The organism is Superficieibacter sp. HKU1 (assembly GCF_029319185.1).
In the GTDB taxonomy this organism is placed as follows: Bacteria; Pseudomonadota; Gammaproteobacteria; order Enterobacterales; family Enterobacteriaceae; genus Superficieibacter.
Genome location: NZ_CP119754.1, coordinates 1,415,625 through 1,442,619, shown reverse-complemented (window position 1 = coordinate 1,442,619; position 26,995 = coordinate 1,415,625). Strand labels below are relative to the sequence as shown.

General features: G+C 57.3%; 24 protein-coding genes. 8 read left to right on the top strand and 16 right to left on the bottom strand.

Going from position 1 to position 26,995, the window contains the following annotated elements:
- The first annotated feature begins 10 nt into the window (after window positions 1-10).
- Window positions 11-1,534, top strand: coding sequence for an FGGY-family carbohydrate kinase (locus tag P0H77_RS06940; protein ID WP_276164173.1), 1,524 nt, complete (start codon window positions 11-13; stop codon window positions 1,532-1,534).
- 287 nt (window positions 1,535-1,821) lie between these two features.
- On the opposite strand, the gene P0H77_RS06935 is transcribed toward P0H77_RS06940, so the two are convergent.
- On the bottom strand, window positions 1,822-3,159 hold the full coding sequence (locus P0H77_RS06935) for an aspartate aminotransferase family protein (protein ID WP_276164172.1): 1,338 nt from the start codon (window positions 3,157-3,159) through the stop codon (window positions 1,822-1,824).
- 182 nt (window positions 3,160-3,341) lie between these two features.
- Here P0H77_RS06935 and P0H77_RS06930 point away from each other — a divergent pair, with 182 nt between their 5' ends.
- On the top strand, window positions 3,342-4,106 hold the full coding sequence (locus P0H77_RS06930; RefSeq protein ID WP_276164171.1) for an SDR family NAD(P)-dependent oxidoreductase: 765 nt from the start codon (window positions 3,342-3,344) through the stop codon (window positions 4,104-4,106).
- Window positions 4,107-4,141: 35 nt separating this feature from the next.
- Here the strand turns inward: P0H77_RS06930 and P0H77_RS06925 are convergent, their stop codons facing one another.
- The 4 genes from P0H77_RS06925 to P0H77_RS06910 are packed head-to-tail and all read right to left on the bottom strand — an operon-like array spanning window position 4,142 to window position 7,113.
- The gene (locus tag P0H77_RS06925) at window positions 4,142-4,903 is read right to left on the bottom strand and encodes an amino acid ABC transporter ATP-binding protein (protein ID WP_276164170.1); all 762 of its coding nucleotides are present in this window, start codon (window positions 4,901-4,903) and stop codon (window positions 4,142-4,144) included.
- On the bottom strand, window positions 4,896-5,561 hold the full coding sequence (locus P0H77_RS06920) for an amino acid ABC transporter permease (RefSeq protein ID WP_276164169.1): 666 nt from the start codon (window positions 5,559-5,561) through the stop codon (window positions 4,896-4,898). Before P0H77_RS06920 ends, P0H77_RS06925 begins: the two co-directional genes overlap by 8 nt.
- A 14-nt stretch (window positions 5,562-5,575) precedes the next feature.
- Window positions 5,576-6,217, bottom strand: coding sequence for an amino acid ABC transporter permease (locus tag P0H77_RS06915; protein ID WP_276164168.1), 642 nt, complete (start codon window positions 6,215-6,217; stop codon window positions 5,576-5,578).
- A gap of 44 nt (window positions 6,218-6,261) precedes the next feature.
- The gene (locus P0H77_RS06910; protein WP_276164167.1) at window positions 6,262-7,113 is read right to left on the bottom strand and encodes a transporter substrate-binding domain-containing protein; all 852 of its coding nucleotides are present in this window, start codon (window positions 7,111-7,113) and stop codon (window positions 6,262-6,264) included.
- A 223-nt stretch (window positions 7,114-7,336) separates the two neighbouring features.
- Between P0H77_RS06910 and P0H77_RS06905 the strand changes: the two genes are divergently transcribed.
- Complete coding sequence (locus P0H77_RS06905; RefSeq protein WP_276164166.1) at window positions 7,337-8,800, top strand: PLP-dependent aminotransferase family protein; 1,464 nt, start codon at window positions 7,337-7,339, stop codon at window positions 8,798-8,800.
- A gap of 62 nt (window positions 8,801-8,862) precedes the next feature.
- Here P0H77_RS06905 and P0H77_RS06900 read toward each other — a convergent pair whose 3' ends face one another.
- The 7 genes from P0H77_RS06900 to P0H77_RS06870 are packed head-to-tail and all read right to left on the bottom strand — an operon-like array spanning window position 8,863 to window position 16,894.
- A complete protein-coding gene (locus tag P0H77_RS06900) occupies window positions 8,863-10,131 on the bottom strand; it encodes a Zn-dependent hydrolase (RefSeq protein ID WP_276164165.1) in 1,269 nt (422 codons plus the stop codon).
- Window positions 10,121-11,305 (bottom strand): amidase, encoded by a 1,185-nt coding sequence (locus P0H77_RS06895; RefSeq protein ID WP_276164164.1) that lies wholly within the window; start codon window positions 11,303-11,305, stop codon window positions 10,121-10,123. Before P0H77_RS06895 ends, P0H77_RS06900 begins: the two co-directional genes overlap by 11 nt.
- A gap of 15 nt (window positions 11,306-11,320) precedes the next feature.
- Window positions 11,321-12,331, bottom strand: a complete 1,011-nt coding sequence (locus P0H77_RS06890; RefSeq protein ID WP_276164163.1) for an ABC transporter ATP-binding protein — start codon at window positions 12,329-12,331, stop codon at window positions 11,321-11,323.
- Window positions 12,321-13,364 (bottom strand): ABC transporter ATP-binding protein, encoded by a 1,044-nt coding sequence (locus P0H77_RS06885; RefSeq protein ID WP_276164162.1) that lies wholly within the window; start codon window positions 13,362-13,364, stop codon window positions 12,321-12,323. The genes P0H77_RS06890 and P0H77_RS06885 overlap by 11 nt, the downstream gene beginning before the upstream one ends.
- Before the next feature lie 3 nt (window positions 13,365-13,367).
- Complete coding sequence (locus tag P0H77_RS06880) at window positions 13,368-14,261, bottom strand: ABC transporter permease (RefSeq protein ID WP_276164161.1); 894 nt, start codon at window positions 14,259-14,261, stop codon at window positions 13,368-13,370.
- Window positions 14,262-14,263: 2 nt separating this feature from the next.
- A complete protein-coding gene (locus tag P0H77_RS06875; RefSeq protein ID WP_276164160.1) occupies window positions 14,264-15,217 on the bottom strand; it encodes an ABC transporter permease in 954 nt (317 codons plus the stop codon).
- Between the two features lie 18 nt (window positions 15,218-15,235).
- Window positions 15,236-16,894 (bottom strand): ABC transporter substrate-binding protein, encoded by a 1,659-nt coding sequence (locus P0H77_RS06870; protein ID WP_276164159.1) that lies wholly within the window; start codon window positions 16,892-16,894, stop codon window positions 15,236-15,238.
- Window positions 16,895-17,342: 448 nt separating this feature from the next.
- Here P0H77_RS06870 and P0H77_RS06865 point away from each other — a divergent pair, with 448 nt between their 5' ends.
- Together P0H77_RS06865 and P0H77_RS06860 are read left to right on the top strand one after the other, a co-directional pair.
- Entirely contained in the window at window positions 17,343-18,461 is a 1,119-nt protein-coding gene (locus tag P0H77_RS06865; protein ID WP_276164158.1) for a YbdK family carboxylate-amine ligase, read from the top strand.
- A 61-nt stretch (window positions 18,462-18,522) separates the two neighbouring features.
- Window positions 18,523-18,771 carry a DUF1158 domain-containing protein gene (locus P0H77_RS06860; protein WP_276164157.1) on the top strand — a complete coding sequence of 83 codons (249 nt, stop codon included), beginning with the start codon at window positions 18,523-18,525 and terminating at the stop codon, window positions 18,769-18,771.
- Here the strand turns inward: P0H77_RS06860 and P0H77_RS06855 are convergent.
- Window positions 18,670-20,325, bottom strand: a complete 1,656-nt coding sequence (locus P0H77_RS06855; protein ID WP_276164156.1) for an alpha/beta hydrolase-fold protein — start codon at window positions 20,323-20,325, stop codon at window positions 18,670-18,672. The genes P0H77_RS06860 and P0H77_RS06855 overlap by 102 nt on opposite strands.
- Window positions 20,326-20,479: 154 nt before the next feature.
- Between P0H77_RS06855 and P0H77_RS06850 the strand changes: the two genes are divergently transcribed.
- Window positions 20,480-22,627, top strand: coding sequence for a TonB-dependent siderophore receptor (locus P0H77_RS06850; protein ID WP_276164155.1), 2,148 nt, complete (start codon window positions 20,480-20,482; stop codon window positions 22,625-22,627).
- A 215-nt stretch (window positions 22,628-22,842) separates the two neighbouring features.
- Here the strand turns inward: P0H77_RS06850 and P0H77_RS06845 are convergent, their stop codons facing one another.
- Together P0H77_RS06845 and P0H77_RS06840 are read right to left on the bottom strand one after the other, a co-directional pair.
- Window positions 22,843-23,184 (bottom strand): RamA family antibiotic efflux transcriptional regulator, encoded by a 342-nt coding sequence (locus tag P0H77_RS06845; RefSeq protein WP_276164154.1) that lies wholly within the window; start codon window positions 23,182-23,184, stop codon window positions 22,843-22,845.
- A 30-nt stretch (window positions 23,185-23,214) separates the two neighbouring features.
- Complete coding sequence (locus P0H77_RS06840) at window positions 23,215-24,315, bottom strand: MBL fold metallo-hydrolase (protein ID WP_276164153.1); 1,101 nt, start codon at window positions 24,313-24,315, stop codon at window positions 23,215-23,217.
- Window positions 24,316-24,502: 187 nt separating this feature from the next.
- On the opposite strand from P0H77_RS06840, the gene P0H77_RS06835 reads away from it, so the two are divergent.
- Window positions 24,503-25,084 carry a TetR/AcrR family transcriptional regulator gene (locus P0H77_RS06835; protein WP_276164152.1) on the top strand — a complete coding sequence of 194 codons (582 nt, stop codon included), beginning with the start codon at window positions 24,503-24,505 and terminating at the stop codon, window positions 25,082-25,084.
- A gap of 161 nt (window positions 25,085-25,245) precedes the next feature.
- The gene (gene nfsB, locus P0H77_RS06830; RefSeq protein WP_276164151.1) at window positions 25,246-25,899 is read left to right on the top strand and encodes an oxygen-insensitive NAD(P)H nitroreductase; all 654 of its coding nucleotides are present in this window, start codon (window positions 25,246-25,248) and stop codon (window positions 25,897-25,899) included.
- A gap of 204 nt (window positions 25,900-26,103) precedes the next feature.
- Here the strand turns inward: nfsB and P0H77_RS06825 are convergent, their stop codons facing one another.
- Window positions 26,104-26,973: a helix-turn-helix transcriptional regulator gene (locus tag P0H77_RS06825; protein ID WP_276164150.1), complete on the bottom strand. Its 870-nt coding sequence runs from the start codon at window positions 26,971-26,973 to the stop codon at window positions 26,104-26,106.
- Window positions 26,974-26,995: the final 22 nt, after the last annotated feature.

Here is a 26,995-nt window from a genome sequence, read left to right as displayed (position 1 = left end):
GGAGCACACTATGTCGGTGAGTAAAGAGATCGTTATCGCGCTTGATGAGGGCACCACCAACGCAAAAGCCGTGGCAATCGATGCGGCGGGACGGGTGGTGGCAACCTTTTCCCGGGCGCTGTCCATTCAGACACCGCGCGAAGGCTGGGTTGAGCAGTCGGCGGATCTGCTGATTGAAGCGTCCCTGGATGTGGTATCGCAGGCGGTGGCGGCGGTTGGCGCCGATCGCGTCGCCGCGCTGGCGATCAGCAACCAGCGCGAGACGGCGGTCGGCTGGTATCGCAGCAATGGCCGGGCGCTCGGTCCGGCACTCACCTGGCAGTGTTCACGCACGGCGGCGTTTTGCCAGAGCCTGCGTCAGCAGGGCAGCGAGGAGCGGATAAAAGCCATTACCGGGCTGCCCGTCGCGCCGCTGTTTTCCGCCTCTAAAATGCGCTGGCTGCTGGATGCCGTACCCGGCGGCCAGGCGCTCGCTGCCGAGGCGGAGATTTGTCTGGGAACGGTGGATAGCTGGCTGTTGTGGCATTTTACCGGCGGCGACGCATTCTGCTGTGATTACTCAAACGCCTCACGCACCCAGCTGTTTAATTTGCACACCGCTGGCTGGGACGATGAAATGCTGGCCCTGTTCGGCATTCCCCGCGCCGCACTGCCTGAGATCCGCCCGTCGAGCGGCGTATTTGGCCGTACGAAAGGGCTGCAGGGCATCCCGGATGGTATCCCGATCCTCGCGATGATTGGCGACTCTCACGCGGCGCTGTTCGCGCACAGTCTGGGCGCGGAGGGGCGCGTGAAAGCCACCTATGGTACTGGTTCGTCAGTGATGGCCCCGGTCTCTTCCGCGCAATTTGGCGTTAATACGCTGGCGACCACCGTGGCCTGGCACGATGGCGAACGGCTGGTATACGGTCTGGAAGGCAATATTCCGCATACCGGCGATGCGGTGGCATGGATGGCCGACAGCACCGGCTTAAGCGAGCTTCCCGCCGCGGCGCTGGCGCAGGCGTTGAATACCCTGCCCGCCTCCGTCGAATCTACGCTTGGCGTCTATTTCGTACCGGCGTTAACCGGCCTCGGTGCGCCATGGTGGGATGAGCAGGCGCGAGGATTAATCCACGGTCTGAGCCGGGGCGTCAAACGCGCGCATCTGATCCGCGCCGCGCTGGAGTCGATTACCTATCAGATTGCCGACGTCGCGGTCGCCATGCGCCAGCACAGCGACTTTGCGCTGAAAGCGCTGATGGTGGATGGCGGCCCCACCAGGAATGACTGGCTGATGCAGTACCAGGCGGATCTGCTGGGCTGTCCGGTGATGCGCAGCGACGTCGCGGAACTTTCCGCCACCGGCGCGGCGCTACTGGCGCGTAAGGCGCTGCTGGAGGTAGACGTTGACGCGTTGCAGCGTTATTTGCCGGAACATGCGGTTTTCCAGCCCGACAGGGTACGTCATGGTCGGTTGCAAAAACGCTGGCATGAATGGCAGGGGGCGGTGGAAATGGCGCGCAGCCAGAAGCACGTTACGCCCGCCGTTTAGTGGTCGTTATGCCGGGTGGCGCTGCGCTTACCCGGCCTACAAACCCACAATATCAAACATTTAAAAATAAAAACCTACCGTTATCACGCCCTCACCCATCGTAGGCCCGCGCAAGCGCAGCGCCGCCGGGCAGGCAAAACCACCACGGTCATGTCCTCCCACTGCGTAGGCCCGCGCAAGCGCAGCGCCGCCGGGCAGGCAAAACCACCACGGTCGCGTCCTCCCACTGCGTAGGCCCGCGCAAGCGCAGCGCCGCCGGGCAGTTTCCCACCCGGCCACGTTATAACCTACCGTACCAGCCCGCTAAACCGCGACAAAACGCTGTCGAAAATCGCCAGCCCCTTGTGCACCTGCTCTGCGCTAATGGTGCATGGCGGTACCACATGAATGCGATTTTCCACCACAAAGCTCAGCACCCCCGCTTCGGTCAGGGCGAATTTGATGCTTGCCATATCTGCCGCGCCTGCGGGCGTTTTACTCTGCGCATTCGTCACCAGCTCCATCGCCTGAAACACCCCGCGGCCACGCACTTCGCCAATCAGCGGGTGTTTTGCCGCCAGCGCCTCCAGACCCGGTCGCAGAACGTTGTCGCCAATAAAGGCCGCATTCTCCACCACCTTTTCTTCTTTCATCGCATCCAGCGTGGCAACTATGGCCGCCATCGCCAGCGGATGTCCGGAATAGGTCAGCCCCCCGGCAAAAAAATGGTCATCAAAATAGTGCGCAATCGGATCGCTGATAATCACGCCGCCTGCGGGAACATAGCCCGCGTTGACGCCTTTGGCGAAGGTGATCAAATCCGGTATCACGCCATCCTGTTCAAAGGCGAACCAGCTTCCGGTGCGTCCGAAGCCAGCCATAACTTCATCCAGAATTAACAGGATGCCAAACTCGTCGGCCAGCGCACGGACGCCCTGCATATACCCCGTCGGCGGCACCAGAATGCCGGCGGTACCGGGAATGGACTCCAGCAGGATCGCCGCAATCGCCGCTGGCCCTTCGCACTCAATCATCCGCCGCAAATGAGCCAGCGCACGCTCGCACTCTTCCTGTTCGCTGGTCGCATTAAATTCACTGCGATACAGATAGGGATTAAAGAAATGAACGTGGCCGCGCGAGAATTCATTCGGTACCCGCCGCCAGTCGCCGGTGGCGGCAATCGCGCTGCCGGTATTGCCATGGTACGAACGATAGGCGGATAACACTTTATCGCGCCCGGTATAGAGTCGGGCCATGCGGATGGCGTTTTCATTCGCGTCCGCGCCGGCATTGGTGAAAAAAACCTTACTGAACCCTTCCGGCGCCAGTTCCACAATACGCCGGGCCGCTTCGCCACGCGTCAGGTTAGCGGTCGCCGGTGCGATAGTGACCAGCTCATCTATCTGCGCTTTCATCGCTGCCAATACGCGCGGATGCTGATAGCCAAGATTTACGTTCACCAGCTGACTGCTGAAATCAAGCCAGCTGTTGCCTTCGTAATCCCATAGCTCGCATCCCTGCGCCCCGGCGATGACCAGCGGATTGAGGTTGCCCTGCATCGACCACGAATGAAATACATATTCGCGATCCAGCAGACGTACGTCGTTATTGGTGATTGCCAAATCATCCTGAAGTGCCAGTTTCATTCGCTGCCCCTCTTATATGGTGGTTGATGTCTGCATCATCTGCCGCCAGGGCATCACGAGGTAGTGCCAGTCTTGTTAAAAGGATGTGACACTTGTGTCACATCCCGGACCACAGACTGTCCCTGTCCGCCAGTTGCCAGGATTTTTATAGTGAGTGCTGACAACCAACACGGGAGAAAAAAATGGCTGCAACCAATGTGGTATTGATTACCGGTGCGACGTCCGGCTTCGGGGAGGCGGCGGCGCACGTATTCGCCGCGGCGGGCTGGTCGCTGATCCTGTGCGGCAGGCGTTTATCCCGCCTTGAAACGCTAAAAGAAACGCTGGCGCAGCAGGTGCCAGTACATATCATTGAAATGGATGTCCGCGACAGCGCGGCGGTAAAGCGCGCCGTTGATAGCCTTCCCGCCGACTTCGCTAACATCACCACGCTTATCAACAATGCCGGGCTGGCGCTGGCCCCGCAGCCCGCTCAGCACGTCGAGTTAAGCGACTGGCAGACGATGATTGATACCAACGTTAGCGGGCTGGTTAACGTCACCCACGCGGTGCTGCCCACGCTGCTGCACCATGGCGCGGGAGCGACGATAATTAATATTGGATCTATCGCCGGCCAGTGGCCCTACCCCGGCAGCCATGTCTATGGTGCCAGCAAAGCGTTTGTTAAACAGTTCAGCTATAACCTGCGTTGCGACTTATTAGGCACCGGCGTACGGGTGACGGATTTGGCACCGGGGATTGCCGAAACGGAATTTACGCTGGTGCGGACCAAAGGCGATCGCGCCGCGTCAGATAAACTTTACCGCGGGACCACGCCGCTGAGCGCGCAGGATATTGCCGAACAGATGTTTTATATTGCCACTCTGCCGGACCATATGAATATTAACCGCATCGAGGTGATGCCCGTGCGTCAGGCCTGGCAGCCTTTCGCTATCGATCGCGACTGAGAATGTTGCCCTCTCATCGCTGAGAGGGCCGCCCGCTAACGGCTGTTTTGCAAAAAACGCCTGACCCGCTCTGAATCCGGCTGGGTGAAAAATTTCTCCGGCGGCGCCTTTTCAATCAGTAATCCTTTCTCCAGAAATACCACTTCATCCGAGACCTGGCGGGCAAACTCCATCTCGTGAGTCACGACCACCATGGTATACCCTTCCGCCGCCAGGGCTTTCATTACTCCCAGTACTTCGTTGACCAGCTCGGGATCAAGCGCGGACGTCGGTTCATCAAAGAGGATCACTTCCGGCGACATCGCCAGCGATCGGGCTATCGCCACCCGCTGCTTCTGTCCGCCGGAGAGCGTGACAGGATAAGCCTCCGCTTTATGCAGCATGCCTACCTTTTCCAGCTGATGCCGGGCGATGTCGCTGGCTTCGGCGCGCTTCATACCTTTGACGTGCAGCAGCGCCTCGCTGACGTTTTGCTGTACGGTTAAATGCGGCCAGAGATTAAAACTCTGGAACACCATCCCCACCCGCTCGCGGATCCGCGACAGCTCGCGGTGCGACATCTTTTTTCCGGAGGCCTCGTCCACGCCGATGCGCTGGCCGCTAATACGGATTTCGCCGCGATCCGGCTGCTCCAGCCAGTTCATACAGCGCAGCAGCGTTGATTTTCCCGACCCGGACGACCCCAGAATACTGACCACCGTCCCCTTTTCAACCGTCAAATTAATGTCGCGCAACACCTCGATATTATCGAATTGCTTAGAGACATTTTTTACACTCACCGCTGTAGTATCAGGCATGCGTTAATCCTCTTCTGGTGCCATACGAACTTAGCCGCTTAATCAATAATTCCAGTAAAATGCTAATCCCCCAGTAAAGTGCGATGGCAACAATAAAGGCGTTAAACGGAATAAACCAGGTCGCCTGTACGCTGTTTGCCGCGGCGGTGATTTCCTGCACCGTAATAATGCACAGAAAGGCCGTGTCCTTCAGGCAAATGATGAGCTGATTCCCCATCAGCGGCAGCGCCGATGAAAAGATATTGGGTAAAATAATTCGCCGGAACGTTTTATAGCGGGAAAAACCCTGCGAGGTTGCCGCTTCAATATAGCCGCTGGAAAATATCCGCCGCTGGCTGCGGAGGATCTCAAAGAAATAGGCGCCATGATAAATAATCAGCGCCAGTAATCCAGCCGTCCACGGCTCAAGGCTGATGCCCACTTCGGGCAAGCCATAATAAAGCAGATAGGCCAGTATCAGAAAGGGGATTGCACGCATCAAACTAACGAAGGCGATAATCAGCCGGTTCAGCAGACTGTTTTGATATTCCATTAAATAACAGAATAGTACGCCGATAATCAGCCCAACGATGGCGGCAGTAATAAACAGTTCAAGCGTCGCCAGCAGTCCGTTTAAAAAGCTTTCGCGCGCTGTCCAGATAATAGCCCATTGATTCATAACTCCTCCTGCAATTATCTCGCCAGACGTTTCGCTTTTCGCTCCGCCATGCCCTGCAGGCGCAGCAGCAAACCGATAATAATGATGTATAACAGCGCCGCCGCCAGAATAGGTGACAACGGTTCATAGGTAACGGACGAAATTCGGTTGGTGACGCGGGTTAAATCCACGACGCCAATAACCGCGATGGCCGGGCTGCCTTTAATTAAAAACGACATCTCGTTAACCAGCGCGGGCAAGCTTTCAATCCACATTTGCGGCAGCATAATATGACGAAACCAGGTCCAGCGGCGCATACCGACCGACTCCGCGGCCTCGCGCTGCTCGCGGGGGAAATTACGAAATGCGTTACGCCAGATCTCTGCATTAAACGCCGACGTATTGAGAGTTAACGCTACGATAGCCGCAACGGTTTTATCGAGATTAATGCCCATCGTCGGCAGGGAAAGAAATAAAAACAGCACCAGCGTGACCAGCGGCGTCGCCCGCGCAAGGCTGATATACACCACCAGCACCTGATCGATAACCGGCAGTTTCATCATCCGCACAACCGCAATGCATAATCCGATAACCACGCCGAATCCAATCGCCAGACCCGAGATCCACAGCGTGGTCCATGCGCCTTCAATTAATAACTGCCACGCCATTACGTCCATGCGGCCCTCCGTTTTAACGGGCGGCGGTAAACCGCCGCGGTGAATTACAGACCAGCGAATTTATGGAATTGATCGGCGCTGGTAATCGGCTCCGTCGGCAAATTGTCATAGGTTTCGCCAAACCATTTTTTCTGCAGTTCTGCCAGCCTGCCGGTTTCCCGCAGGTGATCCATAAATTTGGTCATATACGCCAGTAGCTCCGGCGAATTTTTGGGGATCGGCCAGGCCATATAACCCGGACCGGATACCGCCAGCCCTTTGGCAAATACTTTCGGTTTGGCTTTCACTAAATCGTTAACCGAGATGACCACGTTAATCACGTAGTCCAGACGTTTATTGGCTAAATCAGCATAGGCTTCCGGGTAAGAGGGATATTCCACCACCGGCCCCAGTTTGCCGCCGGTTTTTTCCAGCATTGCTTTCAGTTCCGGCAGACGTGCCAGCAGCGCGCTGCCCGCCTGCACGCCCACTTTTTTGCCGCTTAATGCGGCAATCGTATTCAGAGAATCATCACCCGCGCGCTTAACAAAATAGTGCTGCGCCGACGCCCAGGGTGGTGTGAAATTAAATACGTTCAGGCGTTCGTCGGTGATCACCGCCCCGGTGAGCGCCATATCATATTGTCCGGTGGAGACCGCCGCTAATAATCCCGTCCATGGCAGAATGCTTTGATCGACGTTGAATTTGGCATATTTGCGCAATTCTTCGAGCATGTCTTTATTAAATCCGTCGGTCTGGCCGTTGGTCATAAAGTTAAACGGCGCGTAATCGTCCTCCGTCGCCACTTTCAGCGTGCCCGCTTTTTCAATTTCGGGTAAATCGGCGGCGATAGCGTGACAGGAAAACGCCATCGTCACCGCCGCTGCCAGATAATATGCGCCAAATCGTTTTTTCATTTCCCCGCCCTCTGTTGCATTGCCTGAAACGCGGTAGTCATTGCTGATGCTGCAAATTACATGCCGTTATCAGCGACCCACACGTCGGTTAACGTCGTTTTTACTGTAGGGAGCCTTTTTGCAATCTGAATAGAGCCAGTTGCGTTAAACGCGTGTGTCAGTACTTTTCAGGCTGGTACGAAATTTGCTGGATTAATAACGGGCAGATTTTGAGGAGGACACGATGATCCGACACCTGATGCATGTGGAATTTGACCGGCAGCGCGGTTTGCAGGAGCAGGTCCGCGAATCGCTGATCGGCGCTATTCTGGGCGGTCTGTTTCCGGCGGATACCCCGCTTCCCTCCTGCCGACAGCTCGCCAGCCAGCTTCACGTTTCGCGCAATACCACCGCGCTGGTCTTTGAAAGCCTGGTGAGCGAAGGTTATCTGATTAGCCGTCCGCGCAGCGGCTATTATCTGCATCCTGACTACCACGCCTCGCCGTCAGGATGTGCGCAAAATCTGCTCATCCATGATGAAACTGCACCATGCTGGAGCAGGCGGATGAAAATCACGCCCAGCCAGCAGGAATCAATCCTGAAACCCGCGGGCTGGATGAACTATCGCTATCCGTTTATCTATGGTCAGCCGGATACCCGGCAATTCCCCCTCGCCACCTGGCGCTCAACCGCTAACTGGCTCCACGGCGGCGTACGCGATCCGGCGTGGGTGGTCGATCATATCGATCAGGACGTGCCGATGTTGATTGAGCAGATCCGCACCCGCGTGCTGCCAAAACGCGGTATTGCCGCCTCGCCGGATGAAATATTAATTACCCTCGGCTCACAAAATGCGCTCTATCTGTTGACGCGCCTGTTGATGTGCCGCAATACGCGGGTGGCGGTGGAAGATCCGGGTTTTCGCGAAGCCATTAATACTTTTCTGCTCAGCGAAACGGCCATCGTACCGCACCCGGTCGACAGCGAAGGTATTGTGCTCAACGATGCCCCCTGCGATTACTATTACGTTACGCCCGGCCATCAGGTACCGACGGGCGTGACGATGAGCCAGGCGCGCCGCCAGCAGCTACTGGCCCACGCCGTACGTCATGACGCGGTGATTATTGAGGACGATTATGATTCGGAGAGTAATTTTACCCTCAATCCGCAGCCTGCGCTGAAGGCCAGCGATCGCAGCGGGCGGGTGATTTACGTCAGCAGCCTGTCAAAAGCACTGTCGCCTGGCCTGCGGCTGGGTTTTATGGTTGCCGATCCGGACCTGATTGATGAAGCCCGCGCGCTGCGCCGCCTGATGTACCGCCATCCGCCAACCAATATTCAGTATCAGATGGCGCATTTTCTGGCGCAGGGCCACTATGAAACCCATCTGCGCCGCTATCACGACGATTCCGCCCGCCGCTGGGATCGTCTGCATGAAGCTCTGCAAACCTCGCTGCCCGAGTGCAAAATGATGCCCGGCAGCGAACATGCCAATGCGTTCTGGCTGAGTACGCCGGAGGCGATCAGCACCCGGCAGCTCACCTGGCGCGCGGCGCATGCGGGCGTGCTGATTGAACCGGGCGCGCGGCATTTTCTCGGCGAGGCACCGCCGGATCACTTTTTCCGGATGGGCTTTCACGCCATCGATCCCCAGGCGATTGCACCGGGCGTGGACGTGTTGAAAGAGCAACTGATGCAGATGGGATGACAGCAGGTCAGATGCCCGCCCTCCCCGGCGGGAGAGCAGGCCAGGCTCAGCGAGCGCTAAACTTATACCACGCGTGCATAATCCAGGATCACCTTCAATAACACATTGGCCCCGGCGGTCACATGTTCCGGCGAGGCATACTCAATCTCGTTATGGCTAATGCCGTCCTTACAAGGAATAAAGATCATTCCGGTCGGGGCGAGATAACTCATGTAAACCGCATCGTGCCCTGCGCCGGAAACGATCGGGCGGGACGGATAGCCAAGCTGCTGCGCCGCCCGGCTGATGGCCGTCTGGCAGTCAGCATGGAACGGCGCGGCAGGATAGTGGCTGACCTCTTCCAGCACGATGCGCATTCCCGTTTCCTGGCTCACCGAGGTAATGTACGCCCGCAGCGCGGCATCCATACTTGCCACCGCGTCGTCGCTGATATTGCGCATATCAATGGAGAACTTCACCTCGCCGGGCACCACATTTCGGCTGTTCGGGTGCACCTGAACCATCCCGACCGTGCCGCGCCCGTGTTCCGTGCTACGGGCAATGACCACCACCTCCTGCATGACGCGCGCGGCAACCTGCATCGCGTCCTGGCGCAGGTGCATGGGCGTCGGCCCGGCGTGCGACTCCTGTCCGGTAACGATGCAATCGTACCAGCGAATCCCCAGTACGCCCTGCACTATGCCAATGATTTTCGCTTCATCTTCAAGGATCGGTCCTTGCTCAATGTGCGCTTCAAAATAGGCACCGATGGGATGATCGCCCGGCGTCTGGCTGCCGATGTAGCCGATCTTCTCCAGCTCCTCGCGCACGGTTTTACCGTCGACATCCGTCGCGGCGTAGATTTTTTCCAGCGCAAAGACGCCGGCAAAGACCCCGGAGCCCATCATTACCGGCACAAAGCGCGACCCCTCTTCGTTGGTCCAGAACACCACTTCGACCGGCGCTTCGGTTTCGATATGCAGATCGTTGAGGGTGCGGATCACCTCCAGCGCCGCCAGCACGCCATAATTGCCGTCGAACTTGCCGCCAGTGGGCTGGGTATCAATATGGCTGCCGGAGACGATCGGCGGCAGAGACGGGTTGCGCCCCTCGCGGCGCATAAAAACGTTGCCGATTTTATCGACGGTGACGGAAAGCCCCGCCTCCTTCGCCCAGCCAATGACAAGATCGCGGCCCTGGCGGTCCAGATCCGTGAGCGTCAGCCGACAACAACCGCCTTTTGGCGTTGCGCCGATTTTCGCCAGTTCCATTAACGATGCCCAGAGCCGTTCACCGTTAATGCGCGAATTTTTTATCTCTGCGGCCAGAAGGGTTACTACATCACTGCTCATCGTCTTCTCCTGAAAAAAAGGTGGCGGCCAGCGAAACCAGCAGGCGATCGCTGTGCCGGGGGCCAAGTAATGAGATGCCGAGCGGAATGCCGTTGACATGGGCGGCAGGAAGCGTCACCTGCGGACGTTTGGTCAACACCGACAGCAGGAGCAAATCATGCGAAAGGCGGCGGGTGGCTTCAATCTCCTCCGCCGTGGCGCTCAGCAGCGGCGCGACATCCGGCACGGTAGGCATGACCAGAATGGCGTTGCCCAACTGGCTTTCCCACCACCCGGTAAACTGCTCGCGCAGCTGACAGGCCTCCTCAAACTGCGCCGCCGTTACCGCTTTCCCCCACTGGAAGCGCTCGTTTACATCCGGTCCCAGTTGCAGCCCGTAGCGCTCAATCGTCTGCCCTTGCGATTGCCACGCTTCATAGCCCTGGATTTGCCTGAAGGCCATATAGATGTCATCAAGCGGCGGCAACGCGTCGGTCAATATCGCCATATCGCCAAATAATGTGCTGAGCCGCTGCATCACCGGCTGCAACGCCTGCTGGCTGTGGGCAGGCAGGCGGTCAAAAAAGGCGTGATGACAGGCCAGCTGCACCGCCGCAGGCGGATGCGGATCGTCGCCCAGCAGGCAATCAGCGACGGCGCTGAAAACGTCCGGCGTGCGGGCGAAGAAGCCGCAGGTATCCATGGTGGCGCAGAGCGGCTGGCAGCCTGCCAGCGAAATACGGCCGTGGGTTGGCCGCAGGCCGAACAGCCCGCAGTAGCTGGCGGGAGTGCGTACCGATCCGCCCGTGTCCGTGCCGAGCGCAAAATCGCAGGCGTGGTTTGATACCGCCGAAGCCGATCCGGATGACGAACCGCCGGGAATGCGATCGTATGCTGCTCCGTTGCGCGGCGTGCCGTAATGAACATTATGCCCGCTCATGGAATACGCCAGTTCGCTGGTGTGGGTTTTGCCGATAAAGCGCGCGCCGCTGTCGAGCAGTCTCTGGACCACTGGCGCATTCGCCGCCTTAATACCGGACAGCGCCAGCATATGCGGGTTACCGCCGCCGGTGGGATAGCCCGCGACGTCAAAGAGATCTTTCACCGCAAAGCTCAGTCCGGCCAGAGGTCCGCTGGCGGCGTTCTCCACCGGCACAACGGGATAAGGCATAAAAGCACGACTCTCATCCTGCATGGTTTTCTCCTCGTTTCAGGCAATCGCAAATTGGTGTGTGGCGGGCTGCGTCAGTTCGCGCCAGCGGTGACAGCTCACGACGTGGCGCTGCCCGGCCTTCTCGGTGGCGGGCTGGCGCTCCCGGCAAACCGGCCGGGCGTGCGCACAGCGATCGGCAAACGCGCAGCCCGGGGGCAGATGCGTAAGGTCGGGCGGCGAACCAGGAATACTGTGGAGCGCATCGCCCTTTTTTAGCCCCTCTTTCGGCCGGCTTCCCAGCAGAACACGGGTATAAGGATGGCGTGGATGGTTCAGGATCTGTTCAATCGGAGCCTCTTCCACGATACGACCGGCATACATCACCGCGACCCGGTCAGCGATTTCCACCGCCGCCCCGATATCATGGGTAACGAAGATAATCGACAGATCGCGCTGCTTTTGCTGCTCGCGCAGAAGGATCAGGATCTGAATCTGTACCGTAGCGTCCAGGGCAGTTGTCGGTTCATCGGCCAGCAGCAGTTGGGGATTGCATGAAAGCGCCAGGGCAATCATTGCCCGCTGGCGCATCCCGCCGGACATTTCATGCGGCCAAGCATCCAGCCGCAGTTCAGGGCTCGGAATGCGCACCTGGCGCAGCGCCTCCAGCGCCCGCGCTCTGGCCGCCCGACGCGACAACTTTTCATGACGGCGCAGTCCTTCAATAATCTGCTGTCCCACGGTATAAACCGGATCAAACGCCAGCAGCGGCTCCTGAAAGATCATCGCGCAACGCGCCCCGCGATACTGCCGGAGCTGCGCGGCGCTCATCTCCAGCACCGACTCGCCGCCGACCCGCATCGTACCGGAAAGCACAGCGCTGCCTGGAGGATGTAAACGCATTAGCGCCCGCAGCGTCACGCTTTTTCCTGAGCCGGATTCGCCAATCAGCGCCATCACCTCCCCTTTCCTGACATCGAAAGAGACGCCGTTGACGGCATTTATCGTCTGACCATCGCGACGAAATTTAACCTGCAAATCGCGAATGTGAACCCAGGACTCATGCGACATGATTGACCTCCTGAACAGGAATTTCCCGATGCCAGGCCGAAGCAGGCTGCGCCATCAGACAAGCGCTTTGATGCCCCTGACCGACCGTCTCCAGCCGCGGTTGCGTTTGCGCACAAACCGCTTTGGCGTGGGCGCAACGCGTATGAAAACGGCAGCCGGATGGCGGTGACACGGGACTCGGCGGATCGCCCGAGAGGGGCGAGACGAGAGTACGGTTTTGCGGATCCATCGACGGCATGGAACGTAAAAGCGCGCGCGTATAGGGGTGAGCGGAATCGGTAAACAGTTTTTCCGCCGGACCGACCTCGACCACTTCGCCGAGATACATCACCAGGATCCGGTCTGACAGCCAGCGGACGACGTGCAAATCGTGGCTGATAAAGACATAGGTAAGATCCAGCGTACGTTTTAAATCCTGAAGTAGCTGGAGCACCTGCGCTTCGACCGATTTATCCAGCGCCGATACCGCCTCATCAAGAATGACCAGCCGCGGTTTCATCGCCAGCGCGCGGGCGATATTGACCCGCTGGCGCTGGCCGCCGGAAAGCGCGTGTGGATAGCGATGCGCAAATCGTCCCGGTTCCAGCCCCACGTGGGCCAGCAGATAATGGGCGTACTCTTTGGCGTCTTTCGCGCTAACGCCGTGGACCCGCTGACCGAAAGCAATGCTTTCTTCCATGGTCATGCGGGGATTAAGCGAGGCGTAACTATCCTGAAATACCATCTGGACCTGACGGCGATAGGCTTTCATCGGCAGACGCGACGAGCCGACGTCCAGCCCGTCAAAAATCAATTCGCCGCGATCCTGATTCAGCAACTGCATCAGCAGGCGCGCGGTAGTGGACTTACCGCAGCCTGACTCGCCCACGACCCCCAGCGTCTCGCCTTTGAGCACCTCAAAACTGACGTTGTCTACCGCCTGAACGACCCTATGGCCTTTGCGTACGCCAGAATGAAAATGCTTTACCAGATTATTGACTTTCAGCAGCGGCTGCGCCGGTCCGCCGATATCAACATTAATAAATGGTTGCATCGCTTACTCCTTAATTGCCATCGCGGCGCGCAGGCGATCCGCCAGGATATTGAAAGAAATAGAGGTGATAAAAATCATCACCCCCGGCAGGGCAGCCACCCACGGCTGGGTATAAATGGCCGTGCGCAGCGTATTCAACATTAACCCCCACTCTGGTTCAGGCGGACGAACGCCAAGCCCCAGAAAGGACAGGCCGGAGGCGAGGATCATGCACACGGAGATAAGACCGGTTGAGAAGACAAAAACAGGTCCCAGCACATTGCCCAGGATCTGCACGCGTATAATGGTTAACGGGCTGGCACCCGAGGCGCGTGCGGCTTCGATATAATCCATATGTCGAACCTGCGCGGTGACGCTCTCAGCAATTCGCGTCACCTGCGGGACAAACACCAGCGTCAGCGACAGTAGCGCATTGCCAATGCCCGCGCCCATCGCGCCGGATAACGCAATCGCCAGCAGCACCGAAGGAAAGGCGTAAAACACATCTACGGTACGCATAATAATGGTATTGGTTTTTCCGCCGGCATAACCGGCGATAATACCGATGGCGCCGCCGATGAAAAACGCCAGCACCACCGGCACGATGCCCATAAAGAGCGACAGGCGGGTTCCCAGGATCAACCTTGAGAGCATATCTCTGCCCAGCTCATCCGAGCCGAGCGGAAAACCTGCCGTGCCCGGTGCTTTCAGGCGCATAAACATGGAGGTTTGATAGGGATCTTTGGTGATTAACCAGGGACCAAATAGCGCCAGCACCAGCAACAGAAAAATAATCCCACCAACCACCAGGCCGCCCGGATCGCGCAGCAGGCGCAGCATCACGCCGCGCCAGTAGCCGTGCGTCACGCTCGCCGGCGCGGCGACGGTAGCGATTTTTGGAGTAACGGTATCCACCATCTTCAGCTCCTTTTAATACGGGGGTCGAGAGCGGTCTGGAGAATGTCGACCAGCAGATTGAGCAGTACGAAAAACAGCGCCAGTACCCAGATAGTGCCCTGAAGCAACGGCAAATCCCGCTGGAAGATGGCGGTGTTTAACAGCATGCCGGTGCCGGGCCAGGAGAAGACGGTTTCGACTAAGATGGAGCCGCCCATCAGATAGCCGACCTGCAGCCCCATCACCGCCAGCGCGGTGGGCGCGGCGTTTTTCACCACGTGGAGAAAGATCCGTGACTCATTGAGGCCGCGGGCGCGCAGGCCGATGATAAACTCCTGACTCAGGATGTCCGCCACCTGCGAGCGCACGGTACGGGCGATAATGCCGACCGGGATCACCGACAGCGTGACGGCGGGCAGCAGCATGAACTGCAAATGCGCCCAGTCCCACTGCCAGCCGCTTTCGCCAATCGGTCCGCCGCCGGTGGCGGGCAACACGGCGAATTTCACGCAGAAAATAATGACCAGCAGCATTCCCAGCCAGTAATGCGGCACGCTAACGCCAAAGACCGACAGTATTGATGCCACGCGATCGATCGCACTGTTGCGGAAATACCCTGCCACAAAGCCAAACAGACTGCCGAGAACGAAGCCAATCAGCGTGGCCAGCAGCGCCAGGCGTAGTGAGTAGCTGACCGCATTCATTACTTCAGAAATCACCGGCCTGCCGGTTGCCACAGATAAACCCAAATCGCCCTGTAGCGCCCGCCACAGCCAGTGGAAAAATTGCAGCGGCAGCGGTTTATCGAAGCCGTAAGCCTGCATCAAGGTCTGGCGCAACGCTTCCGACGCATCCGGCGGCATGACCGATACCAGCGGATCGCCGGGGGCGATTTGCACCAGCAGAAAGCAGATAACGGCAACCCCCAGCATGGTCGGAACAGCAAGTAAAACGCGATAAAAGAGCGTGCTGATCATAGATTCTCCTCGTAACGGTTACTCTTTCTTACTGACCAGACTCAGGTCGATAAACCAGCTTTGCGGCTGCACTACGCCGGTGACGGCGGGCGAGATGGCGCGCGGTCCCACGTCATGAGCCACGTACAGGAACGGCACCTGATCCACCATCGCGGCGTGCAGCTCACTGGCAGCCTTATCCATTTCCGCAGGGGTAAAGGCATGTTTCACCGCCGTCGCCAGCTTTTCAGTCTCCGGCGTGGAGAAATAACCCCAGTTAGTTGCCACCGGCGGGAAGGCTTTGGTGGTGGAAAAACGCAGCATGCCAAAGTAAGGATCGTTGACGGCGGCGCTGACATTGATGGCATCCACCCCTTTCGCTGACGGATCTTTCGCGCCAAGACGCCAGTTGGTGAACAGGGTGTTCCATTCGGTGACTTTGATATCGACATTGAAGAAACAGCTTTTCAGGCTTTGCTGGATGTATTCATTCATCGGCAGAGGCTGCATCTGGCCGGATCCGGAGGCGGAGGTGGCGACCGTGACATGCAGCGGCTTGCTTTCGCTGTAGCCGGCCTCGGTCATCAGCTTGCGTGCGGCATCCGCATCGTATTTGATCTGGAATGTGGGCTTGCCGTGCCACGGATTGTCCGCTTCATAAATACCCGTCGCCTCGGTCATATAGCCGCCGAGATAACTTTTTAATTCAGAACGGTTCAGGCACAGGTTGGCGGCTTTACGCACGCGGATATCTTTCCACGGCGAGCCGTCAACGAAGGAGAACTGCCACGGCCAGATATGCGGCTGGGTGTTGGCGTAAATCTTATAGCCCTGAGCTTTAATCTGATCGACGGCATCCGGCGCGGGCGCTTCGATCCAGTCCACCTGTTTCGAGAGCAGCGCCGCGGTGCGGGCATTGGCTTCCGGCAGCGGGATCAGCACGACCTTATCCACTCGCGGAACGCGATCTTTATTCCAGTAATCCGGGTTTTTCGCGAGGATAAGCTGCTGACGCGGCACCAGCTTTTCGACTTTAAACGGTCCGCTGCCCACCGCATGCGCCGCAAAATCGGTCCATGCCTGTTTGCTGCGTGCCGCCGTATCGCCTGTCGAGGCGGGTACCGCGTCGTACATTTTTTGCCACGCCGTTGGCGAGACGATAAACAGGTTAGTGATGTTGTAGGGTAGCAGCGCATCGGGTTCGGAGGTGGTCAACACAACGGTATGGTCATCAATTTTTTCTGCCCCGGTCAGGGTCGGCATACGGGAAATCGTATTGCCAATTTGCCCTGGCGCGTATTGCGGCGCGTTCTTGTCCAGCACTTTCCCGACGTTCCAGACAATCGCATCAGCGTTGACCTCCGTGCCGTCATGAAACTTTACCCCCGGACGCAGGGTGAAGATCCAGCGGCTCTGGTTTTGCGGATCAACGTGCCACTCGCTGGCCAGTCCCGGCACCAGACCGCTGGGTTTCTCCCCCTGCGACAGATCCCATTCCACCAGCGCATCGTAAATGGGAATACCGGTGAAACGGTTTCCTTCATAACCCTGATCCGGTTGTCCGAGCGTCAGCGGAATATCGGCGGCAGTCATTGCAATACGCAGCGTCGAGGCCTGCGCCAGCTGGACGCCTGACAGCGTCATAATGCCGATGGCGGCGGCAAGATAACCTTTACGTATAAAGAAGGAATTCGTCATCGCATGGTCCCTGTTAAAATAAGTGGCGTAAATAACAGGCAAGATGCGTACCAGTTTACTTTTTGCGAAAATTAACCGGGATCGCGGGCATAAAATCAGAATAAATTATCGTCAAAGGAAAATTTGAAAAAAATATATCAGTTTTCCTTATTGCAATCGTTTTCGCTGCACTAAGGATGTGAAATAAGTTGCACAATTGCACCATGAAAATAACAACCACCGATAATACCGCCGATAAATTATTGCATCGGTGCCTTATATATTAATTAAATTAATAACAGGAAATAAATTAGTACCATTATTACGATTTACCTTATTCGGGCGTGCTGAATATCGGGTTACACCGAAAGGAAAGTTTTGCAGCATGTTCAGGATGCCCGTCAGGGTGGCTTCATAATCGGCTCCTCCTTCTATACTTATACAAACATCTGTAAATATGAGGATGATTATGCCCATACCCGATTTCCGTACCTCTGCCCCCTTCACTCTTGGTGTTGAACTGGAGTTACAGGTAGTCAACCCGCCGGGCTACGATCTCAGCCAGGACTCGTCAACGCTGATTGATGCCGTCAAAGCCGACGTGACCGCGGGCGAAGTGAAGCATGATATTACCGAAAGTATGCTGGAGATCGCCACGGGGGTTTGCCGGGATATTCATCAGGCGGCGGCGGAGTTTTCGGCGATGCAGCAGATCATCCTGCGCGCTGCGGAAAAATACCATCTGCACATTTGCGGTGGCGGTACGCATCCGTTTCAGAAATGGCAGCGCCAGGAAGTGAGTAAAAGCGCGCGCTATGAGCAGACCCTGGAGTATTACGGCTATCTCACGCAGCAGGCGACGGTGTTTGGTCAACATGTGCACGTTGGCTGTCAGAGCGGCGATGACGCCATTTATTTGCTGCACGGCCTGTCGCGTTTTGTGCCGCACTTTATCGCCCTGAATGCCGCCTCGCCGTATATTCAGGGGGCCGACAGTAAATTCGCCTCTTCCCGGCCCAATATTTTTTCTGCCTTTCCGGATAACGGCCCGATGCCGTGGGTAAACAACTGGCAGGAATTTGAAGGTCTTTTTCGCCGCCTGAGCTATACCAGCATGATCGACAGTATTAAAGATTTGCACTGGGATATTCGCCCCAGCCCGGAGTTCGGCACGGTGGAGGTCCGGGTGATGGATACGCCGCTGACGTTAACGCATGCCGTGAATACCGCCGGCTTTATTCAGGCGATTGCCTGCTGGCTGTTAACGGAGCGCCCCTTTAAACACCAGGAGCGGGACTATCTGCTGTACAAATTTAACCGCTTCCAGGCGTGTCGCTACGGGCTGGAAGGTGTGCTAACCGATGTACATACTGGCGAACAATGCTCTATCGCCGACGATATGTCGCGGCTGCTGGAGCGGCTGACGCCTTATGCGGATAAGCTGGGCGCCGCCAGCGCGCTGGAGGATATCGGCCTGATGCTGAAAAGGCGTAAAAGCGAGGCTCAGTCCATGCGCGATTTTATTGCCGCTGGCGGATCGCTCATCGGGCTGGTACGAAAGCATGCCGAAATCTGGGCGGCAGGCTAGCCGCTCCTCTTCTCAGGCTTTACAATGCGCCAGATGATTTTTAACAGAAGATTAACGGCACATGAAACATCCGCTTGAATCCCTGACCATCGCCGGTGGCGTTTTGCTGCTGGCCTTCCTCTCCTGCCTGCTGCTGCCAGCACCGTCACTCGGACTGGTACTGGCGCAGAAACTGGTCGCCGTGTTTCATCTGATGGATCTCGGCCAGCTATATACCCTGCTGTACTGCCTGTGGTTTTTGATGCTCGGCATTATCGAATATCTGATCATCCGTTTTATCTGGCGTCGCTGGTTTTCGCTGGCGGGTTAAACCGGTAAAGTCGCGCATTCCGGCCACCAGCGCCTCACACCAGGCAGCATAATCGTGACCGCTGGACCACGGATGGAAGCTGGCGCGATAGCCTTTATCGCGCAGCACCTGAGCAAACGTTTCGGTATTACGATAAATACCGCCGTCCGGCCCCTGGCTTTCAAAGCGTCCGGCCTGCAGCCAGAAGCGAATCGGATAGCGCGGCGACTGCTGATACTGTCGCGTCAGCCAGCCTGGCGCTTCCTCTTTCGGCGACCACCAGTACGAGCCAGACAAACTCAGCACGTTGCCGAAGACGCGCGGGTAGCGTAATGCCACCCAGGACGATGCCAGCCCACCGTAGCTGGAACCCGCCAGCACCGTTTTTTGCCGCTGTACCGGGATGCCCTTTTGCCGCAGCCACGGCACCAGTTCATGCGCCATAAAATCGGCAAATGCCGGATTCGGCGGTAATTCTTTACCCCGGCGGACATGATCCAGACTGTCTATAAACACAATATTCACCGGCGGCACTACGTGGCGGGCGATCAGATCGTCCATCACGCTGGCGAAGCGATAATCATCCTGATACACCTGACCATCAAACAACATTAGCGTCCAGCGTGCCGGCTGCGCCACGCGCGGGCGATAGAGAATAATATCGCGCTGATTATTGAGCGCTGGACTGTAAAAGGATTGCCGCGTCAGGGTGCCATGCTTAACCAGCTGCATCATCCGCTGCGGCGTGCAGTAGCGGGCGGGCGTCAGCGCCAGCAGCGAATAGCGATTCCAGCGATCGGTGCGCCCGGTGGTTAAGGTGGACGGATTCAGCGGATCGGCCTGGGCGCTGACCAGGATCGCCCGGCGCTGATCGCGCGCCGTTCCCTGCACCACCGGCACGTCCGGGGCCAGTTTGTACTGCATCAGCGTATCGGCAGGCACGACATAGCTGCGGAACCAGACATCGGAATCGCCGAGGCGGAAAAGCGGATCGTGATCGCCCGCAGGCGAGCCGAGAATAAATACGTTATTCCGTGCGCCGCGCCACAGGAAAGTCACCCGCTTATGGGTGGCATCGACAGGCTCAACCAGCGGCGTTCCCTGCTGGCGACGGGCCTGCCAGAATGCCTCGGTAGAGCCACCCGCCTGAAGTTCACGGGCCAGCTGCTGCAACAGCGGGCTGACCGGATCCAGTACCTGCGTTCTGGCAAGGGAAGCGGTTTCTTTGATCCGCCAGCTAAAGCGCCAGCGTGTCCCCTCTTCGCCATGTAACATCAGCGAGGATGGCTGATTCAGCGGCAGAGAAAATAAGAGCGTTTGTTCACTGTCGCCCGGCTCCCCTTCCAGCAACGTGCGCAAACGGCGGTTATTCCGGTCAAGAAGACGCGCATCGGTCACGCCGCTCAACGTCGCGGAAACATAATTTTCACCCAGCGCCGGGAGCAGAAAACAAATTTCGCCGCTGGCGTCAAATTTGCCCTGCTGTTCACCCTGCACCGACATGGAATCACAATTCGCGGCAAGCGCAGGCGTCGCGCTCAGCCCGATTAACACCCCACTCCACGCCATTTTCATTACCGCAATCTTCCTGATGAAATTTGTAACAACGCTAATGCAAATGATAACAATTTGCAATATCATTAGCGCCATTTACGTTTTCATGTTCCGGTATTGACGTCATCAATGCGGGATTTTTTTATGGCATCGTTCACGGGGTTTTATTTAAAACATGTTAAAAAATAATAAGATAATGCATCTCTGGTTAATGAGTATAGCCGCCGCAGCCGTCAGCCATCAGGCGCTGGCTGCCGAGGAAACCATGGTCGTCACGCAGGGAAACAGTGAAGATCCCACCGCGCCGCTGAAAGGGATGGTAGCGACCAGAACGCTGTCGGCGACCAAAACCCCGGCGGATCTGGTCAAAACGCCGCAGTCGGTCTCCGTTGTCACGCGCGATCAGATGGACGCGCTGGATGTCACGTCCGTGTCGCAAGCGCTGCGCTACACGCCCGGCGTGTTTACCGAATATCGCGGCAGCTCCAACCGTAACGATGAAGTGTTCGTGCGCGGTTTTAGCTACGTGCCGAAATTCCTCGACGGCCTGAGCTTCGGGGCCACCGCCTCATCGCAAACCGGCACCGTCGATCCGTGGCTGCTGGAGCGGGTGGAACTGGTGCGCGGCCCGGCCTCCGTGCTGTTCGGGCAGGTTAACCCTGGCGGCCTGATTAGCATGACCAGCAAGCGTCCCACCAGCGAGGCGGTTCATGAAGTGCAGTTTCGCACCGGCAATCACGATCTGGCGGAAGGCGCGTTTGATTTCGGCGGCCCGCTGAGCGATGACGGACGGGTGCTGTACCGCCTGAACGGTATCGCCCGCACGCAGCATAATCAGGTGGAAGATTATAAAGAAACGCGGATGGCGATTGCCCCGGCGATCACCTGGTTTCCCAACGATCAGACCCGCTTTACCCTGCTGACCAGCTACCAGAAAGATCCCGATGCCGGTTACCGTAACTTCCTGCCGTATTACGGCACGGTGGTCAGCGCCAATGGCCAGTATATTCCGTGGGATTTTAACGTCAGCGATCCGAACTACGATCAGTCCTGGCGCGAACAGACGATGGCAGGTTATGAATTCGAGCATCAGTTCAACGATGTTTTCACCTTCCGCCAGAATGCCCGTTACGCCACTATCAAACAGAAGTATCGCTATCTGGTGTATGCCAATAGCGCGGCCAACAGCACGCTGCTAACCCGTCGCGCGCAGCACGAAGAGCGCGAAACCAATGAATTCGGTCTTGATAACCAGCTTGAAGCGCATCTGGCGACCGGGATGCTCGACCATACCCTGCTCGGCGGGCTTGATTATAAATCCAGCCACGATAAGCAGTATCTGGGACGCGGTGCCGGTAGCCAGTACGATCTGGACTGGACGCAGCCGGTGTATGGCGTCAACGTTGATGAAAGTACCTTTGCCACCATGACCAACGAGCAGCAGAATCTCGATCAGATGGGGGTTTATCTTCAGGATCAGATGAGCTGGAACAACTGGGAACTGCTGCTTTCCGGACGCTATGACTGGTCGGAAGTACGCACTACCGATTTAACCGCCGCCGACAAAACCCAGCAGAACGATGACAAGTTTACCTGGCGTACCGGCTTGCTCTACGCTTTCGATGTTGGTCTCTCGCCTTACGTGAGCTACAGCACCTCGTTTGAGCCGAACCTGCAAACCAACCGCGCACCGGGCACCGCGCCATTTGCCCCGACCACCGGCAAGCAGGCGGAAGTGGGGGTGAAATATCAGCCCGCACAGAATACGCTGATGAGCGTGGCACTCTACGATCTGCGCCAGAACAACGTGCCGACCTATAACAGCACCGAAGGCTGGTTTGAAAATGCCGGTGAAGTGCGCTCGAAAGGCGTTGAGACCGAGATCCATTCCGCGCTGTGGAATGAGACGGTCAACCTGATCGGCTCTTACACCTGGACCGATGCTGAGGTCGCCAGCACCACGGTCGCCGGAACGGAAGGTAAAACGCCAGCGCGTATTCCAACGCATATGGCTTCCGCGTTTGCCAGCTATACTTTCCCCGGCGGCCCGCTGAAAAGTCTGACTGCCGGCGTCGGTATGCGCTACCTCGGCACCAGCTATGGCGATGCGAAGAACACCTTCAAAGTGCCGTCGGTGGATCTGTACGATGCGATGGTGAGCTACGAACTGGGCGAGCTGAACAGCAGCCTGAAAGGCGCAACCGTCAGGTTCAACGTCAATAACGTGGCGAACACCAAATACGTGGCATCATGCGCCAGCGATACCGCCTGCTTCTACGGTATTGGCCGCACGATGACCGCAACGCTGGGTTATTCCTGGTAAGAAAAGCGCAGCGCTCCGCCGGTGATGCCCGGCGGCGCTTCGCTTGCACGGGCCGACAGTGCGGGCTAGTCCGTTGATAGCGCCAGTTTTTACAGGCCGGGCAAGCGAAGCGTCGCCCGGCAAAAGAAGACAGTCCCCGGTATGATGTAGGCCGGGCAAGGCGTAGCCGCCGCCCGGCATTACGCGCCCGCCCCGGCTAAATATTTGAGCGCACCTCAATGCGTGCTGCTGTGATTCTCTTTACGATAGGCACCCGGCGGCTGATTAAAGGTGCGGGTAAAGACGCGGGTAAAGGTTTGCTGCGATTCGTAACCGTACTTCAGGCAGATATCGTAAACCCGCTGATCGGTATCACGCAGGTCGCGCGCCGCCAGCAGCAGTTTACGCTCGCGAATATAGCGCCCCAGACTCTCCCCTTTGTACTGCAAAAAAAGACGCTGTAAGTGCCATTTTGAATACCCGGAATGACGGGGGATTTCTTCAATGCGCAGCGGCTGATGCAGATTGTCATCTATCCATTCGACGATGGTGTCGATAACCTGAGCGGAAATGGTCATATGGCTCCCCCTCTCTCCTGTAATGGTGGGTTATTCCCACCAGGCACTAAATTGATGCCTGCGATCTGAAATATTTACCGGTTCGCCCAGCTGCGGCGTTAACAGTCGGTACGGTTTATTCAGACTGGCCTGCGCCAGCCTTTTATAGGGGTCGTCCCAGGTATGTTTTGCCAGCACAAAGCGCCCCGAATGGCCGGGCAAAATCGCGCTGGCGTTAAGATCGACCGCCGCCTGTGCCGTTTGCTCCGGCATCATGTGAATGTATTTCCAGTCCTCGTCGTACTGACCATTTTCCATAATCGCCAGATCCACCGTGCCAAACTGCTCGCCGATGGCTTTAAAATGCGGTCCGTAGCCCGAGTCGCCGCTGTAATAAAGCTTCTCTTCCGGCGTGACGAACATAAAGCTGGCCCACAACGTCTGGTTGCGCTTCAGGCCGCGCCCGGAGAAATGGCGGGCAGGCAGAACGTGCACCGTTAACTGGTCATCCACAATAATCGCCCGGTTCCAGTCGGCTTCAGTAATAATGTCCGGATTCATACCCCAATAACGCAGATGAGAACCTACGCCCAGCGGCGTAATGACCCGGTGGATTTTCGGCAGGAGCGCACGAATGGTGGCGTAGTCGAGGTGATCGTAGTGATCGTGTGAGATGATCAGCAGGTCGATTTCCGGCATTGCCTGCGCGGTCCACGGATAGTCGCCGTCAAACGCTTTATTCAAAAACGAAAACGGCGCGGCGTAGGCGCTGAATACCGGATCGATCAGAATGCGTTTGCCGCCCAGTTGCAAAAACCATGAGGAGTGGCCTAACCAGACGGCGACCTCCTGCTCTGGCGGCAGGCCTGCCAGATCGGTTTTCACCAGCGGCAGCGGCTGCGCGGGTCGTGAATTTTCCCGCCGGGTGGTCAGAAACTCCCACCACGCGGCCAGCATGTTTTTCTTGCCGGTAAACCCTGGGGTGGGAAGCTGATTATGAAATTGTCCGTCGCGGTAATGCGGCGATTTTTCGACTTCCGTTAGCCCGCTCCCCTGAGGAGCCTGGCCGAATCCGGCGTTGCATACAAACGGTAAACTTGCTGCGCAGGCGATCATCATTACGGCAACCACACTTATGAGTAGACGCTTCATATCCCGACCTGAAACACGCCTTTTCCGTAAGACGGTGTAATGTGACTTGATTATGAGTGAGTAAGCACTCATTATAGAAAGAGACCGAATGTCGTCAAGACGTTTTTCATTTTTTGACATTCGCCGTTGAAGTGCCGCTAAGGGCATGTTTCAATCGTGGTTTTTACAGACAGAAAGGTAAAGCGTAGTGGCTCGTCCGAAGAGTGAAGATAAAAAACAGGCGTTACTGGAAGCGGCGACTATCGCGTTTGCCCAATCCGGGATCACCGCATCCACCGCTATGATTGCCCGCAGCGCGGGCGTCGCCGAGGGAACGCTGTTCCGCTATTTCGCCACCAAGGACGATCTCCTTAACGCGCTTTATCTTCATCTTAAACAGCAGCTCTGTCGGGCCATGCTGGCTAATCGCGATCCTGCGGTTGTCGATCCGGTAGAAAATACCCGCTACATCTGGAACAACTACATCGACTGGGGCGTGCAGAACCCGTTGGGTAATCGCACCGTGCGCCAGCTGGCGGTGAGCGAGAAGATCACCAAAGACACAAAACAGCAGGTGGAAGATATGTTTCCGGAAATGCAAACGCTGTGCCGCCAGTCCATCCTGCCGGTGTTTAAATCAGAAGAATTCAACGCCTTCGGCGATGCCTGCTTCCTCGCGCTGGCGGAAACCACCATGGAGTTTGCGACGCGCGAACCCACCCGCGCCAGTGAATTTAAGGCCATTGGTTTTGAAACCATGTGGCGTGCGCTGTCCACCGAGAAAGCCTGACGGCAGCGGGGCGTTGAGCACGCCCGCCCCTTTGAGATTTGTCGCACAAAACGATAATAGTTATCGACGTAAGCCGCTTTATTTTTTCCGTCCGGCCGCGCTACTCTGCTGCCCGTCGGACGCACCCGCGCGGTGCGCATTCAACATCACCAGGAGTTGTTATGGATATTGTTTCCGTTGCCTTAAAACGTTATTCCACCAAGGCATTCGATCCGAGTAAAAAACTGACCACCGAGCAGGCTGAACATCTGAAAACGCTGCTGCGCTATAGCCCGTCCAGCACCAACTCGCAGCCGTGGCATTTTATCGTCGCCAGCACGGAAGAAGGTAAAGCGCGCGTGGCCAAATCCGCCGCCGGCACCTACGTGTTTAACGAGCGTAAAATGCGTGATGCCTCTCACGTGGTGGTGTTCTGCGCCAAAACCGCGATGGATGACGCCTGGCTGGAACGCGTGGTCGATCAGGAGGAAATTGATGGTCGCTTTGCAACGCCGGAAGCCAAAGCCGCCAACCACAAAGGCCGCACGTTCTTCGCCGATATGCACCGTAAAGAGCTGCAGGACGATCATCACTGGATGGCAAAACAGGTTTACCTGAACGTCGGCAACTTCCTGCTGGGCGTAGCGGCGATGGGTCTGGACGCCGTGCCGATTGAAGGCTTTGACGCTGCAATTCTCGATGCGGAATTCGGCCTGCGCGAACAAGGCTATACCAGCCTGGTCGTGGTGCCGGTCGGCCAGCATAGCGTGGAAGATTTCAACGCTGCCCTGCCGAAATCCCGCCTGCCGTTCAGCACCACGCTGACCGAGTGTTAATGTTCAGGCGCGCGAGGTGTCGCGCGCCTTTTATGCTGTGCACTCGCTTACCGGATGCCCGGTTGCTGACAAACCGTCATGCCGCATGGCGGCTACGCCTTATCCAGCCTACAGATAGAGAGCGTTAATTCATTCAGGCGGCGTGGGCTGGGTAAGCGAAGCGCCACCCGGCACGTATATCTCATGAACAAACGTCATTGACTATTACGCCCCGGCATCCAGCCGCGCCAGCGCCTTCTCCCCGGCCTCATCTACCGGCAAATACACCAGCAGCCGCGAACCGTTACGCGGCGCGGAGTACCAGTACATCTGCTGAAGGCTGAAACAGCCTACCAGCGGGTGATTAAAGCTCTTGAGCTGGTTTTCCACGCCGCGGACGTCATAGCGCTGGTGCCACAGCGCCTCAAATTCTGCTGAGACGGCAAAAAAACGCGCCAGCTTATCTTCCCATGCCGCCTTGCCGCGATGCTCCGCCATGGCGGCGCGAAAATACGAAACGAAGGTCGGTAAGGCATCCGGGTTGTCCAGGCGGCTGCGCCAGCCAGGATGGGTTAAATAGAGATAGATACAGTTGCGATCGGCTTCTGGCAGCGTACTGAAGTCGACGCCCATCAGGCGGCAAAAACTGTCGTTCCAGGCGACGATGTCGAAATTGGGTTTCTGAATGCTGGCGGGTTGCGGCATCAGGCTGTCCAGCATCCGCCGGGTGCCTGCATTAATATTTTCACAGGGGGTAAGCGGCAGAATTTCCTGCGGCGTTAGCCCCGCCAGCACAAACAGATGGCGCGTCTCCAGCGGCGAGCACTGTAGCGCAGCGGCAATCGCATTAAGCACGACGGGGGATGGGTTAACGTCCCGCCCCTGCTCCAGCCAGGTATACCAGGTGATGCCAACATCCGCCAGCAGTGCGACTTCTTCGCGCCGCAGTCCGGGCGTACGCCGCCGTCCGCTGCGCGGCAGACCGAGCCGCTGCGGATCAAGACTTTCCCGCCGCGCACGCAGAAAGGCGCCAAGCTGTTTACGCGTGTCATCCTGCGGTAGTGCTGACGTTTCACGTTCGCTCATCAGGCTCATAATCTCTCCAGCCGGGTAGTGC

Excerpts from the sequence above, each read along its gene's own strand:
- P0H77_RS06940 (WP_276164173.1), top strand. The coding sequence starts at position 11 with ATGTCGGTGAGTAAAGAGATCGTTATCGCGCTTGATGAGGGCACCACC.
- P0H77_RS06935 (WP_276164172.1), bottom strand. The coding sequence starts at position 3,159 with ATGAAACTGGCACTTCAGGATGATTTGGCAATCACCAATAACGACGTA.
- P0H77_RS06930 (WP_276164171.1), top strand. The coding sequence starts at position 3,342 with ATGGCTGCAACCAATGTGGTATTGATTACCGGTGCGACGTCCGGCTTC.
- P0H77_RS06925 (WP_276164170.1), bottom strand. The coding sequence starts at position 4,903 with ATGCCTGATACTACAGCGGTGAGTGTAAAAAATGTCTCTAAGCAATTC.
- P0H77_RS06920 (WP_276164169.1), bottom strand. The coding sequence starts at position 5,561 with ATGAATCAATGGGCTATTATCTGGACAGCGCGCGAAAGCTTTTTAAAC.
- P0H77_RS06915 (WP_276164168.1), bottom strand. The coding sequence starts at position 6,217 with ATGGACGTAATGGCGTGGCAGTTATTAATTGAAGGCGCATGGACCACG.
- P0H77_RS06910 (WP_276164167.1), bottom strand. The coding sequence starts at position 7,113 with ATGAAAAAACGATTTGGCGCATATTATCTGGCAGCGGCGGTGACGATG.
- P0H77_RS06905 (WP_276164166.1), top strand. The coding sequence starts at position 7,337 with ATGATCCGACACCTGATGCATGTGGAATTTGACCGGCAGCGCGGTTTG.
- P0H77_RS06900 (WP_276164165.1), bottom strand. The coding sequence starts at position 10,131 with ATGAGCAGTGATGTAGTAACCCTTCTGGCCGCAGAGATAAAAAATTCG.
- P0H77_RS06895 (WP_276164164.1), bottom strand. The coding sequence starts at position 11,305 with ATGCAGGATGAGAGTCGTGCTTTTATGCCTTATCCCGTTGTGCCGGTG.
- P0H77_RS06890 (WP_276164163.1), bottom strand. The coding sequence starts at position 12,331 with ATGTCGCATGAGTCCTGGGTTCACATTCGCGATTTGCAGGTTAAATTT.
- P0H77_RS06885 (WP_276164162.1), bottom strand. The coding sequence starts at position 13,364 with ATGCAACCATTTATTAATGTTGATATCGGCGGACCGGCGCAGCCGCTG.
- P0H77_RS06880 (WP_276164161.1), bottom strand. The coding sequence starts at position 14,261 with ATGGTGGATACCGTTACTCCAAAAATCGCTACCGTCGCCGCGCCGGCG.
- P0H77_RS06875 (WP_276164160.1), bottom strand. The coding sequence starts at position 15,217 with ATGATCAGCACGCTCTTTTATCGCGTTTTACTTGCTGTTCCGACCATG.
- P0H77_RS06870 (WP_276164159.1), bottom strand. The coding sequence starts at position 16,894 with ATGACGAATTCCTTCTTTATACGTAAAGGTTATCTTGCCGCCGCCATC.
- P0H77_RS06865 (WP_276164158.1), top strand. The coding sequence starts at position 17,343 with ATGCCCATACCCGATTTCCGTACCTCTGCCCCCTTCACTCTTGGTGTT.
- P0H77_RS06860 (WP_276164157.1), top strand. The coding sequence starts at position 18,523 with ATGAAACATCCGCTTGAATCCCTGACCATCGCCGGTGGCGTTTTGCTG.
- P0H77_RS06855 (WP_276164156.1), bottom strand. The coding sequence starts at position 20,325 with ATGAAAATGGCGTGGAGTGGGGTGTTAATCGGGCTGAGCGCGACGCCT.
- P0H77_RS06850 (WP_276164155.1), top strand. The coding sequence starts at position 20,480 with ATGTTAAAAAATAATAAGATAATGCATCTCTGGTTAATGAGTATAGCC.
- P0H77_RS06845 (WP_276164154.1), bottom strand. The coding sequence starts at position 23,184 with ATGACCATTTCCGCTCAGGTTATCGACACCATCGTCGAATGGATAGAT.
- P0H77_RS06840 (WP_276164153.1), bottom strand. The coding sequence starts at position 24,315 with ATGAAGCGTCTACTCATAAGTGTGGTTGCCGTAATGATGATCGCCTGC.
- nfsB (WP_276164151.1), top strand. The coding sequence starts at position 25,246 with ATGGATATTGTTTCCGTTGCCTTAAAACGTTATTCCACCAAGGCATTC.
- P0H77_RS06825 (WP_276164150.1), bottom strand. The coding sequence starts at position 26,973 with ATGAGCCTGATGAGCGAACGTGAAACGTCAGCACTACCGCAGGATGAC.